The organism is Flavobacterium sp. FlaQc-47 (assembly GCF_044006475.1).
In the GTDB taxonomy this organism is placed as follows: domain Bacteria; phylum Bacteroidota; class Bacteroidia; order Flavobacteriales; family Flavobacteriaceae; genus Flavobacterium.
In genome coordinates this window covers 1-13,678 of sequence record NZ_JBIPCQ010000001.1, presented here as the reverse complement: position 1 = coordinate 13,678, position 13,678 = coordinate 1, and the positions used below count along the sequence as shown (strand labels likewise).

Sequence of the window (13,678 nt, the reverse complement as noted above, 5' to 3'; positions counted from 1 at the left end):
AGTGTATTATCAATGCAAAAAAGCATGACTATATGGAATAGCCATGCTTAAAAAGAATGAATTTTGTTGTAAAAAAGAAGAACTTTATATCATTATTTCATCAAAATCATCAGCAGTTTCTATGGCTAATTCATTTTGAAAAACAATGAATTGAAGTTTATTTGAAACTCCAATTATCTCTTGGGTTTCATATAAATCCTGAATTGATAATCTGGTATCAAAAGCTCTGTTTATTTTGTTTATTAAAACAGAAGCTTTTAAGCTATTTCCGCCTAATTCGAAAAAATTATCAGTGATTCCTATTTTTTCTAATCCTAATATTTCTTTCCAGATAACAACGAGTTTTTCTTCTATTTCATTAGAAGGCGCTACATATTCAAGCTGGATAATATCCTGTGTACTTACTGCTGGCAATCCATTTTTATCGATCTTGCCATTTGGCGTAAGCGGTAATTGATCCAGAAAGACATAGTAACTCGGCAGCATATACTCAGGCAATTCACGCCCGAGTGATAATCGAAGCTGTTGTTTGTCTATAATGGCAGCACTAACTATGTAACTGATAATAACCTGTTCGTCCTGAACGCTGCCCACCACAACAACACATTGATCGATGTTTTCCTGGGATTCCAGCACCTGTTCGATCTCGCCGAGTTCTACACGATATCCCCTGATTTTTACCTGACTGTCTTTTCTGCCAATACAAACAATTGTCCCGTCTGGCAGCCATTTGCCCAAATCTCCGGTTTTATAGAGTTTTCCCTTCTCACCAAAAGGATGCGCAATAAACTTTTCTGCCGTTAGTTCAGGCTGGTATAAATAACCTCGTGACAATCCCTCACCTGAAATACAGATCTCGCCAATAACCCCTACAGGCTGTACCGCCAAAGCATCTGACAGGATATAAAACTGGGTATTGTCTATCGCTTTGCCAATAGGCACCGAACTTTCATAAAATCCTTCAACCCTGTAATAACTGCTGTAGGTGGTATCTTCTGAGGGTCCGTATAAATTTCGCAGTGCAATTCCGGAATCCCTGAAATGATTGGCAATGCTTACCGGAAACGCTTCTCCGGCAAGGTTAATCCCAACCGCGTTTTCAAATGAGACACCTTTATCAATAAGGGCATGAACAACCGAAGGAACTGTATTTATCAGTACATTTTTATCTCTGTCAATATAATCTGCTATTGATAATCCGTTTTGCAATAAGCGTATTTGTTTGCCTATACTTAACGGATAGAAAAATTCATATACCGATAAATCAAAACAATGGGATGTTACCGCGTAAAGGGTATCAAAAGCAGTATCGCCAAATTCCCTTTGTGACCAGTGCAGCATTGAAGAGGCATTTTTATGGGTAATCATAACGCCTTTGGGTTTTCCCGTAGATCCTGAGGTATAGATGATATAGGCCAGATTATTGGAATTAAAACTCACCTCTGGAAGCGTCGTTGAAATAACTTCTGAGTTGGTAAAAGCTCTTATAACTACCTCGTCTATGGTTACCTTACATTTGCTGTCCTGCTCAATATAGGCAATACGCTGCGCAGGATAATTGGGATCAATGGGCACATAGGCACAGCCTGATTTTAAAACAGCCAGTAACGATATTAAAAGCCACTCGCTTCGGTCCAGCTTTACCCCTACCAGATCTTCAATTCCTAAATTATAATGGCTCAGCAAATAATGTGACAATTGGTTGGAAACCTCATCGAGTTCTTTATAGGTATAACTTTTATGATCTGTTATCAGGGCAATCTGTTCAGGAGTTTTTATGGCCTGATTCACAAATAAATCGACCATTGTAGTATCCGGATAACCAGCTGTTGTAGTATTAAATTCATACAATAATTGGGATTCTTCATAAAAGCCCAAATAATTGATTTTTGCTACTTTTTGATCGGGTCTCTGGGTCGCTTCTGTTAAAAAGGCATCAAAATGGGATACCAGTCTCTCAACAAAATACGGCTCGTAAATATCTGTATTGTACTCGACATGCAGGGATAACTGTCCTTGTTTTTCTGAAAAAATAAAGCTTAAATCAAATTGACTTACTTTTCTCTGATATCCTTTGTAGGGTTTTAACTTCAGGTTTTCTATCTGTAAATTATCTGATCCAAATAAATCCTGCTGGTTTTGCAATACGACAAGAACATCAAAAAGTGCAGACCGGCTGGTGTCCCTTCCCAATCCTAATTCTTCGGCCAGGTTATCAAGTGGATATTCCTGATGGGAATAGGCATTCAAAAGGGTTTCTTTTTGTATGTCGAGTAATTCTTCAAAACTTGCTGTCGGGTCAAATGTGGTGCGAATGGCAAGTGTATTTAAATAAAGCCCTATTTGGTTTTCCAGATCGCTGTGTTCTCTTCCGGCTATTGGGGTTCCTAAAATAACATCCCCTGTATTGGTATATCTGGAAAGAAGTCCGTTGATTCCTGCCATTAGAACCATAAAAAGACTTGCGTTTTTCTTTTCTGAAAATAATTTAAAATTTAAACTTGCTTCTTTGGAAAAATCATAGGTAACTGAATCTCCTGCATAGGTTTTGACTTTTGGCCTGATTTTATGGGTGGGAAGTTCCAGTATAGGAAGGTGTCCGCTAAATACATCCAGCCAGTACTGCTGTGCTTTTTTTAGTTTAGAGGTTTGTTGCTCACTTTTCATCCACGAAGCATAATCTTTATATTGGATCGTAAGTTCTGGCAGATTGCTGTTTTTGGCGTGAACCAAATTATCATAAATTGTGATCAGTTCCCTGCTTAAAATTCCCATCGACCAGCCATCGCTAATAATATGGTGCATATTGAAAAGCAGCACATGTTTGTCGTTTGATAATTTTATGAGATGTAATCGCACCAAAGGCGCCTGTGAAAGATCAAATTGATAGTTATAGCTCTCAACGGCTCTTTTTGATACTGCCATATCCTGATCGTCCACCTGAGTGTAATCAAAATATTCAATTTTAAAATCAACAGCCGAAGCATCAACAATAAACTGGCGTACTTCGCCCTGATCATTTCGCTGGAAAAAGGTCCTGAGGCTTTCGTGTCTGGCAATGACGGTATCAAAGGCTTGTGTCAAGTTATCAATATCCAGCATCCCTTCAAGTTCAAAAGAACCCGGAATATTATAGGCCAGACTCCCCGATTCAAACTGGCTTAAGATCCATAACCTATGCTGTGAGGATGTTAAAACATAATTTTCCTGAGCTGCTGCTTTTGGTATCGAGCTAAATGCTGATCTTTGTAATTGGGATATAATTCCTGAAATGGTTGGGTTCAAAAAGACTTCTTTCACGCTTATCTCATACCCCAGCTGGCGATTGATTTTATTGACCAGCAAGGTCACTTTTAGGCTATGTCCGCCTGATTCGAAAAAATTATCAGTGATTCCTATTTTTCCCAATCCCAGTAAGTCCTCCCAGATTAAAACTAATTCCTTCTCTAAAACTGTGACAGGTGCTATGTATTTTTGTTGAACAATGTCTCCGACACCTACAGTTGGCAATAATTTTTTATCGACTTTTCCGTGTGCTGTTAATGGAATAGTTTCTAATTGTACATAATAACCCGGCAACATATAATCCGGCAAATGATTACTCAATTGCAAACGAAGTTCTTGTTTGTCTATTTGTTTTTCTGCAACGAAATACGAAACAATTACCTGATCGCCATCTATATTCTGTACATCGACCACACATTGACTAATATTATCCTGAGATACTATTGCATGCTCTATTTCTCCTAATTCTATACGATATCCTCTTACTTTTACCTGATGATCTTTACGTCCTGAAAATTCTATAGTTCCATCAGACAACCATCTTCCTAAATCACCTGTTTTGTATAATTTAGCTCCTTCCTTTAAAGGATGTGGAATAAATTTTTCTGCCGTTAAATCTTCGTTATTTAAATATCCTCTCGACAAACCAACTCCTGAAATGCATATTTCTCCAAAAACTCCAATAGGTTTTAGTGTCAGGTCATCTGATAAAATAAAAATCTCGGCATTCTTTAGTGGTTTACCAATAGAAATACTATTTCTTGCTAAATGGCTCTTAGTTACCTTGCACATTGTAGCGCTAATTGTGGCTTCTGTAGGTCCGTATTTATTATAAAAATCTGCTGTCTTAATCATTTTTTCGGCTAATTTTCTAGAGCAGATTTCTCCTCCCGCAATGACTCTTTTTATTGTTTTACAACTAGAAAGATCATCTAAAAATGCTAAATAACCTGGTGTTGTATGCAAATGTGTAATTGCATATTCTTGTAATACGTTTATAAAATCAGTAGGATCAATAATACGTTCTTTTGACACTCCTACAAGCATTCCTCCATTAAACAAAGCTAAAAAGATTTGTTCCATAGACGCATCAAATGCAGGATTCGAAAATTGTAGTACACGATCTGAATTATCAAAACCAAATATTTTTGTCTGGTTTATAATATAATTCACTAAACTATTGTGTTCAATCATTACTCCCTTTGGCTGTCCGGTTGAACCTGATGTATATATTATGTACATAAGATTATTGGAGTTCAAAGTAATTTCCGGTAATGTTTTATTATAATCATCCTGATAAGAAATAAAGTTGTTTAAAAGCTGCTCATCAATTACAACTTTACAATTACTATCCTGTTCTATATAAGTGATTCTTTGTTGTGGATATCCCGGATCAATAGGAACATAGGCTCCTCCGGTTTTTAAAACGGAGAGTAAGGCGATATATATCCACTCACTGCGTTCTAATTTTACTGTGATTAAATCCTCAACTTTAATATCAAAGTTGTTTAATAAATAATGGGCTAATTGATTTGACACTTTATCCAATTCTTTATACGTAACGCTTCTGTTTTCGAACAACAAGGCAACGGCATCCGGCGTTTTTGCAACCTGATCCTGAAACATATCAACCGCAGTTTTACCTAAAAAATTATCTGCTTTTTTAGGATTAAAATCATTTAAAAGTATTTCTTTTTCTAATTTAGGGATATAATCCAATGCTGCTAAAGACTGAGCAGGATTTTCAATAAGGGCATCAAGTATTTTAATGTATATTTTTAAAATACGCTCCATAGTAGAGTGCTTAAAAATAGCTGCATTGTAGTCCCATTCAACGGAGATTCTTCTGTCCGGTTTATTATCTGAGAGAAAATCTGCTTGTTCATATACCGTATTTACAACAACACTAATATCAAATCGCGATGATTTATTATGTCCTTTCAAAATTTCTATTTCGGCATCAAGCAAAGACATAGTTTGCATAGGAACATTCACAAAACTGAACATGTATTGAAATAAGGGATTGAGATGTAAACCTCTTTCGGGATTTATTCTTTCTACTACTTTTCCAAAAGGCGTATCTTCATAAGTATAGGCGTCAAGACAAGTTTCTTTTACTTCGTTTAAAATATCTTTTAACGTATCATTGCTGTTAAAGGTTGTTCTTAATGCAATTGTATTTACAATCATGCCTAAAACTTCCTGAAATTCTTTATAATGTCTATTGGCAACGGCAGTTCCTACGCAAACATCTGTTTTATCACTAAATGCATATAGGGCTATTTTAAAAGCGGTAAGCATAGTCATAAACAATGATACATCCTGTTTTTCAGAAAAATGTCGTAATCTTTCAGAAAAATCTAAGGAAAAGACGTGTTCTATTGTGCCTCCTTTATTTATTGCTGTTTCTGTTTTTTCATAATCTAAAGGCACTAATAATTCGTTAGAAAAACCTTTAAATTTATTTTCCCAAAAATCTAATTTCTCGTTGAGAACGCTTTGGGTAAAACTATTTTTTTCCCAATAGGCATAGTCTTTAAATGTAACTTCAGGTTTAACTGCCTTAAAGTCCGGGTTTATTTTGAGTTCGTTATAGATGTCAACAAAATCTCTAAATAAAATTCCCTGAGTCCAGCCATCTAGAATTAAATGGTGTTCACAAAAGATAAGAACACTTTCCTGATCTGAAAAATTTAATAATTCTACTCTAAAAAGTGGTCCTTTTTCAATTTCAAAAGGTTGACTTTCTATTCTTTCCAGGCAATCGGCAATTACTTTTTCCTTATTTCTCTCTTTTATATACGTACAATTAACAACGGGTATTTTATAGGAATAGGGTGAAAGTATTTTTTGATACGGTTCGCCATTTCGATTTACAAAAACCGTTCTCAAAATTTCGTGTTTTTCTATAAGCTTTGAAAAAGTGGCTTCGAGTATATTGACATCTACAAGTCCATGTAGTTTCATCACCCGAGATACGTGATAGGAAGTATCTTTTTGATCTAACTGATTTAAAAACCATAACCTGTCCTGTGAAAAAGACAAAGGATATAATTCCTGATCCGGAGCTATAATATTCTGATTTTTTTTCTTACCTAATGAAGGAACTAATTCACTTATCTCTTTAATCGTGGGGGATTTGTAAAAATCTTTTAATGGTAATTCAATTCCTTTTTTATCTCTTAAACTACTTATAAATTGATTAGCGAGTAATGAATGTCCCCCTAGCTCAAAAAAGCTTACGGTAACATCAACTTCATCCAGTCTTAGTAATTCCTGCCATATTGCGGCAATCTCTTTTTCCTGTTCTGTTGTTGGTAACTGAACAACTTCTGTGATATTTACGGTTTTGGGCTGCGGTAGATTTTTAATATCTATTTTTCCGTTAGAAATTAAAGGGATAGCATCTATAACAACAAAGTGTGTAGGAATCATAAATTCCGGTAAATGATTTTTTAAATCAATTACTAATGAAGCTATATTAATAAAAGATTCATTTGCAACTAAATAAGCAATCAGGATAGGCATACCTCCTACTTCATTAATACATACATAACTATCTACTATATACGCATTTACTTTTTGTAATGCCTGTTCTATTTCTCCTACTTCAATACGATAGCCTTTATAACTTAACTGACTGTCTTTTCTGCCGTAAAAAATTAAGTTATTATCTACATTCCATTTTCCAAGATCTCCGGTTTTATAAATGCGTTCTCCATTAATATTAATAAAAGCATTATCCGTTAATTCTTTTTTATTCAAATAAGAAACTGCCAGGCCTTCGCCTGAAAGCCCAATTTCACCTATGGCACCTTTTGGTAATATATTGATTCCGTCTAAAAGATATACGCCTCTGTTTGTAATAGGTTTTCCTATTGATAGTATTTTATCAGTCTTATTGACTTTATAATAAGTGGCGCAAACAGTACTTTCTGTAGGTCCATATGTATTGTAAACCTCATACGTATCTATGAGTTGATTCACCTGATGTGGTTTTAAAACGTCTCCACCACTAATAAGTGTTTTAAAATTTAAATTATAGTTTGTGTGGTTTTCATTAAGATATTGCAAAGCAAAAGGATTGGTACTTAATAAAGTAACTTTAAATTGTTCACAATCTCTGAATAATTCATTAAAATCCTTAGTATCAGAAGCAATAACTAAATTTCCTCCTACTGAAAGAATAGGGAAAATTTCTTCGATAGAGGTATCAAAAGCTGTTGAAGCTTGCTGTAAAACAATATCTTCTTCAGTAAGGTTAAAATAATCACTAAAAGTCATGATATAATCATATAATGATCGATGATTAATAACTACTCCTTTAGGATTTCCTGTTGATCCTGAAGTATAAATAATATACGCTTCGTCGTTTGGTTTCAAAACAACGGGAATATATTTTGATGATGAATATTCTTTAATGATTTGATCTATATTACATTCCTTAGCTTTAGTTATAGAATGAGAAAACGAATCAGTTAGAATATAATCTAATTGAGCGTCTTTTATTATATATTGTTTTCTTTCGTCCGGATATGTATCATCAATGGGTACATAAATAGCTCCTGTTTTTAATGCGGCTAGAATACCAATAATACTTCTTTCAGACCTGGACAGCATCACGCCAACTTTGTCACCTTTATTTACACCTTTTTTCTGTAAGTATGCAGCAACTGTGTTTGCATATACTTCGAGACTATCATAAGTCAAAAAATTAGCCTGACAGGAAACCGCTGTTTTCGAAGTATAATTAAGTAACGAAGTATTCCAAAGATTTAAAAATGTCTCTGAGGATCTCTTTAGTATTGGTCCTTTTGAAATTGTTTGTATTTCCTTTAATTGCTCTTTACTTAAAATTTCAATTTCTGCTATAGCAATATCTTTAGTCTCTTTTAATTGAGTTAATACTTTTCTAAAAGATGCTATAAGTTGATTTGCTTCAAATTTTGAAACATATTTTTCATTAATATCAAATCTAAAACTAAGTTGTCCACTCATATCCTCAAATACATGTATTGAAATAGGGTCTTCCTCACTATCATTTGACAATGGATGTATGGTAGCTTTTTTACCTGCAAATTCAGATTCATATTGCATACGCTCATATGACAATCTCACATCATAAAGTTTTGAAATTGATTGAGGAAGGCTTCTTAATATATCAGCCTGCTGAAAACGCTGATGTCTAAAGCATGTAAAAAGTGTGCTTTTAATCTCATTTATAAAATCACTTAAAGTTACATTTGTTTCTAAAGTAAGTTTTAATGGTAACATACTCATAAAAGGACCAAAAGTGCGTTTTTCGACAGCATTTTTTCTGTTTAGGATAGGCATTCCCAGATTGACTTCTTTTCGATTATAATACTTTGATAATACAATAGAAAAGCATCCTATCAGTAAATGAAAAATACCCAGTTTTTCTGTTTTTGCAAAATCCCATAATGCCTTATTTTCTAATTCAGTAAGTACCATTTCTATATTGCAATGGCTTGTTGATTTATTAGTGCCTGCATATATTAATGATGGCAAATCATGATAACGCTCAAGCCAAAAGTTTTTATCATTAGAAAAATCATCAGAAGCTCTGTATTCTTTCTCTAATGCAATAAAGTCTTCATAGGATGTTGTGTTTTTTTCTATACACAAATCATCATACTCAACGTTAGTTGCTAATTGCTCATAAATTCTTTTTACCTTATTAAACAATAACTGAAACGAAAAACCGTCAGATATGATATGATGTAATTTAGAATACCATATGTAAGATTCTGGAGCTACTTTAATAAGCCACATTTTATAAAGCTGCTTATCCTTCTCTACATTAAACGGAATTATAAAATCTTTCTCTATAATTTCAATAGCCGTTGATTCATCTGAGACTTCAACATACGTTAATGCCAAATCTCTGTCTGCTTCTTGAAGAGTATATACAGGAAAACCGCTCTTTTCTTCAAAGACAAATGAAAAGATATTATTTTCTTTAATCAGAATATCGAATGCTACTTTAAAAAGCTCAACATCAACACTTCCATTAATAAATGCATAGCCACCAATGTTATATTTTGGTGATTCACTTTCAAGTATCTGATCAAGCCAGATATATTTCTGCACGCTTGTGACATTATTTTTCATCAGTTTGCTTTTTATAATTAAATAAATATTGAAAAGGTAACGTTATGGGATTTTTTGATTTGTAGTTTTACACAAACTACGTTCCGGGGCTATGTGACGTATTATATAATTAAAATATATATAATCTTCGATAATCAATAGTAAGAACTATGACTACTAAAAAAATCCCTTAGTCGTTTACACGTCAGGGATGATCATTTTAAAATTGAAAGTATAAAAGCTATGCCTTTGCAAAAGTATTTTCTGTTTTACTGGACAAGTAAGACAAGGGAACAATTGCCGATATATCCTGGCGCAGCGAACTTAACCTTACACTTATTCTATGCTGATTATCTATCCGGAATACTTCACATTCTAGTCCCGATAATTCGCCGTATTCGATTTTAAGCTTATCGCCTATTTGGGGAAGCACCCTGCCAATCTGCACATCAATAAAATCTTCTCCTTCAACAAGAAATTTTATCTGTTGTATCTCTTTTGGTGAAACTGTCCCGTATTCACCGCCAAACGACAAATACGAACAACCGCTGTCTACCGTTAAAACATCATGGAAATCCCTGTTGGATTTAATATGGACAAAAACATAACTGGGAAACAATGGAATCTGGATCTTTTTTGTCCTGTCGCTCCATTTTCTAATGCTGACTGCCATAGGAAGAAATGCCTCGATATTTTTTTCGGTCAACTCCTTATAAACCTTACTTTCATGTCTGTACTTTACGTAAAGAACATGCCAACCTTCTTTTCTTTCCATAATTGCAAGTTTTTTAATGACCGGATATAGCTGCGCTGTGGCCAGTCACATGGTTATTTATTTAAGAAATACTTTTCTTTAGCTCTTTAGCTTTGTTTTTTTTGGGTAATTGGGCAACCTGGCAATAATTCTGATCGGGTTGAAAAAATACGCTGCACATTTAAAAACTTCAGGCAGGTATTTCACTTTTTTAGATCCTGGTAAAATTCAACACATTGACAAACTCAAAACTGAACTTATGGGCTGACTTCTTTTTTACTGGAGTAAACTTACAATAGATAATTCCACATATGACTACACCAAAGTGTAGTTGCGGTTCTCTGCGTTAAATACTACCTTATTGGGTAGTTTGTAGCTATTGGAACCAGTAATGCTTTGTTCCGGCAAAGCCAAATTTTTATTCTCGTTATAAAAATCAATCAGTCCACTGTATGACATGCAAACCGGAATGGTTTCTGATCCCAAATATTCAATGGATTCCCCAACAATTTTTGCCTTGATACCCATTAACTTCAAAACACGAAGCAATTTGGCATCTATCTCTGCAAAAGCAATATTGTCCTTATGGGTACAGATTGGCGCAATGGCAGAAACCAACAGCTTTTTTAGAAGGTTCACATCGCGAACCCCTTTTTTGATGGCAAAACGCCCAATATGCCAGATTTCATTAATATCATTCCCTTCCGTACAAAGAAAAGGATCGATACCAAACATTTTCTGGATAGGCAATACGCTCACAAAATCCCATTTTAAAACCCTGATTGTGCCCAATAAATCACCCTGATCGTCTCTGGAAATGAAGATTTTGGAATGCTCCAAAAAGCCCATCTCTTCCTTGTAAACCGAATCAATATCGTTTTGGTAGTTTCCTGGAAATATTTCATTGGAGTGATGGTTGAAATTTTCTGTCACTACGAATTTTGACATGTGGAAGATTTCATTCTGACTGATTGACGGGTGGTTTGTTTTGCTTATCATGGTAGTTTATTTTCTCCAAAACTATTACCGGAATACCATCAGAATATTACACAAAATACTAGTTATCAGAAAACTAGACAAATACTACCTTTAAGTGTAGTAAAAAAAGAGGCGTAATGTTAAAAAAAGACTCAAATACAATGCAAATACACATTCTTATCGTATTGAAGTTAAATTCGTATAGAAATAAAAATAATTTAACACCATATCTCCAATTTTTCCTATATTCACACCCTATAAAAAATATAGTCATATGGTAATTGAAAACGACTTTTTTTCTTCCAGCAATACAGTTCAGAAAATTTCAGCAGATGAAGCCCTGCGGCTTGGGAATTATTTGGAACTGGTCAAGGCTTTTGCAAGAACAACTTACAGCAGTATCTACATTATAGATTACGAAAAAAAAGGATTTGAGTATGTGTCCGAGAATCCATTGTTTTTATGTGACCATACACCTGAGGAAGTTCAGGAACTCGGTTACGCCTTTTATTTTAAATACGTAATAAAAGAGGATCTGGACCTGTTGTTGAAGATCAACACAATAGGGTTTGATTTTTATCAGAATATACCCGTAGAGGAGCGCATACACCATACGATTTCATATGACTTTCGCTTAAAGAATCCCAGTGGAAAGACTTTTTTGGTCAACCAGAAACTTACCCCGGTTTTCCTAACCAATGACGGTAAAATATGGAAGTCAATCTGTATTATTTCCCTTTCCTCGGAACTGCAGTCCGGGAACATTAAAATTTATAAAAAAGGGGAAAACAAAATCTTCAGCTATGACCTGGAAGGTGATTTCTGGAAAATACTCAAAAAAATAGAACTCACCAGCCGCGAGAAAGAAGTACTGCAGTATTCCATAAGGGGATTTACAATTGCAAATATGGCAGAAAGCATGTTTGTTTCTGCCGATACGATTAAATTTCATAAAAGAAAACTATTTACCAAACTCGGTGTGGGGAATATTGCCGAAGCAATAGCCTATGCAACAAGTAATAAACTGATTTAGGATTTGTATTAACTTAAATTCCATAAACAACTATTGGTCAGAAGAAGGGATTACAACATATTATTGGAGGGAAATATTAAAATTCCCAAATTTGAATTTTATATACAAATGCAAGATTCGATATCCTTAAATTATTGCTACCCGAAATAATGCTATTTTGAACTTACTTCTTATAAAAGGGAGCTGATATCCTTAATTTGTATTTAAAAGAGATTAATTCGATTCCTAATGAACATCGTGGATCTAAATAAAGTTTAAAAGGTTTTTTCGAGCAGATAACTGTTCAGTATTTCCCCATTAGTGGACATCAAGGTATATCTACACATTACTCGCAGAAGATGGCTAAATGAGGATACCGGAAAAGTAGTTTTCAGGGATTGGAATTAAGTCGCAGACGGAACTCGTGTCACACAGGAATTTGCGTCTTTTTTAAAAGAGATCAATAGATTCCAAACCAAATGATTGTAATGCTATCACTTCCTTATATTGCGTTTGTGGTAGAAATTTGCAGTCTCAATATAAAGATTTCCTGAGTGATTTTAAAGCCTGGTATCAAAAAGTGCATGCTGAAAAATGGCTTATTTTCCTAAGAATATTGGAAAACGATTATCAATAGATAAAACTTCGCTTTCCAATGATGAACTCTATACTATTTTAACCAATAAATCAGCTAAAGGAAGAAAAGGAACAATTGTGGCTATGGTTGCTGAACTAAAGCAGAAACAGTAATTTCAGTTATTGAAAAAATACCAGTCAGAGAAAGAAATCTGGTCAGGGAAATCACTTTGGATATGGCTGGAAATATGGGATTGATTGCCCGAAAATGTTTCCCCAATGCAATTCGTGTCACTGATCGTTTTCATGTTCAAAAGCTAGCTGTAGAAGCATTACAGGAAATTAGAATCAAATATCGCTGGGAAGCCATAGATCAGGAAAATGAAGCTACGGAAAAGTCTAAGAAGTCAAATGTGAATTTTGAATCCAAAATACTTCTCAATGGTGATACACTTAAACAGTTACTTGCCAGAAGTCGCTATTTCTTATATAAAAACAACTCTAAATGGACTCCAAACAAATAGAACGGGCTAGTCTATTATTTGAATTATATCCTGATATTCAAAAAGCATACAATCTAACTCAAGAGCTTCGAGGTATCTTTGAGAATACAAGAGATAAAATTATTGGTTTTGCTAAACTAGCCAAATGGCAGGAAAAAATAAATCAATCTGGCTTTAAGTCTTTCAATACAATCTCTCGAACAATTATGAATCATTATCAAACGATCTTAAATTATTTTGATAACAGAAGTACAAATGCATCGGCAGAATCTTTTAATGCAAAAATAAAAGCTTTTAGATCGCAATTCAGAGGTGTTAGGAATGTAGAATACTTGGATCAAGAACAAATCTTGGGGAGGAAATGTCAAAATAAAATAAGAGATTTGTACTCTAAGAATTTAAGATGGATCCTATAGAGCTTTTAAAATTTATGCTTCCTGATTTTTTAGTCGACCACTT

At 34.3% G+C, this 13,678-nt stretch carries 4 protein-coding genes and 1 pseudogene; 2 read left to right on the top strand and 3 right to left on the bottom strand.

The window, feature by feature from the left end; all coding sequences use genetic code 11:
- Positions 1-84 precede the first annotated feature (84 nt).
- The 3 genes from ACHRVX_RS00025 to ACHRVX_RS00015 form a co-directional block, all read right to left on the bottom strand.
- Positions 85-9,417 carry an amino acid adenylation domain-containing protein gene (locus ACHRVX_RS00025; RefSeq protein WP_395327493.1) on the bottom strand — a complete coding sequence of 3,111 codons (9,333 nt, stop codon included), beginning with the start codon at positions 9,415-9,417 and terminating at the stop codon, positions 85-87.
- 220 nt (positions 9,418-9,637) lie between these two features.
- The gene (locus ACHRVX_RS00020; protein WP_395327491.1) at positions 9,638-10,171 is read right to left on the bottom strand and encodes a UpxY family transcription antiterminator; all 534 of its coding nucleotides are present in this window, start codon (positions 10,169-10,171) and stop codon (positions 9,638-9,640) included.
- A gap of 294 nt (positions 10,172-10,465) precedes the next feature.
- Complete coding sequence (locus tag ACHRVX_RS00015; protein ID WP_395327488.1) at positions 10,466-11,098, bottom strand: hypothetical protein; 633 nt, start codon at positions 11,096-11,098, stop codon at positions 10,466-10,468.
- 304 nt (positions 11,099-11,402) lie between these two features.
- On the opposite strand from ACHRVX_RS00015, the gene ACHRVX_RS00010 reads away from it, so the two are divergent.
- Both ACHRVX_RS00010 and ACHRVX_RS00005 read left to right on the top strand, forming a co-directional pair.
- A complete protein-coding gene (locus tag ACHRVX_RS00010; RefSeq protein WP_395327485.1) occupies positions 11,403-12,161 on the top strand; it encodes a response regulator transcription factor in 759 nt (252 codons plus the stop codon).
- Between the two features lie 505 nt (positions 12,162-12,666).
- Positions 12,667-13,635, top strand: a pseudogene (locus tag ACHRVX_RS00005) (transposase).
- The last annotated feature ends 43 nt before the right edge of the window (positions 13,636-13,678 follow it).